This window comes from Flagellimonas alvinocaridis (assembly GCF_004916895.1).
GTDB lineage: Bacteria > Bacteroidota > Bacteroidia > Flavobacteriales > Flavobacteriaceae > Flagellimonas > Flagellimonas alvinocaridis.
In genome coordinates, this window is record NZ_SNTZ01000141.1 from 1 (window position 1) to 353 (window position 353).

At 52.7% G+C, this 353-nt stretch carries 1 protein-coding gene; it reads right to left on the minus strand.

All coding sequences use genetic code 11. The annotated features are described in order from the left end of the window. Positions 1-173: 173 nt before the first annotated feature. A partial coding sequence (locus tag EZV76_RS17380; RefSeq protein WP_236640963.1) for a hypothetical protein occupies positions 174-353 on the minus strand: 180 nt, incomplete at its 5' end.

Consider the following 353-nt stretch of genomic DNA (forward strand, 5'->3'; position numbering starts at 1 on the left):
CCAGATTTCCGGAAGGGAAATTCTGTGGTACGGTGTGTTGTGCGCTAGTCCCACATCGCCCAGATACGAGCGTACTCGTGTGGTATATGAGCTTAAAGATCCATTTCCTATCAACAAGGCCTTTTAAAGCCGTGCGGCACAAAGCGAGGACGGAACTCCACAGTTAAGCGTGCTTAGCTTGGAGTAGTACCAGGATGGGTGACCCCCTGGGAAGTTGTGCCAAAGCGGACAATATTGTTGATATGAGCGTAACGGTCCGGACTGTGTGGCCGGGTCGTTACAAATGGTATCAGAGCCTCTATCTGGCCGGAAATGTGGGGACTAGCACGAGTGTGTGAGCCCCTGAAGGACGG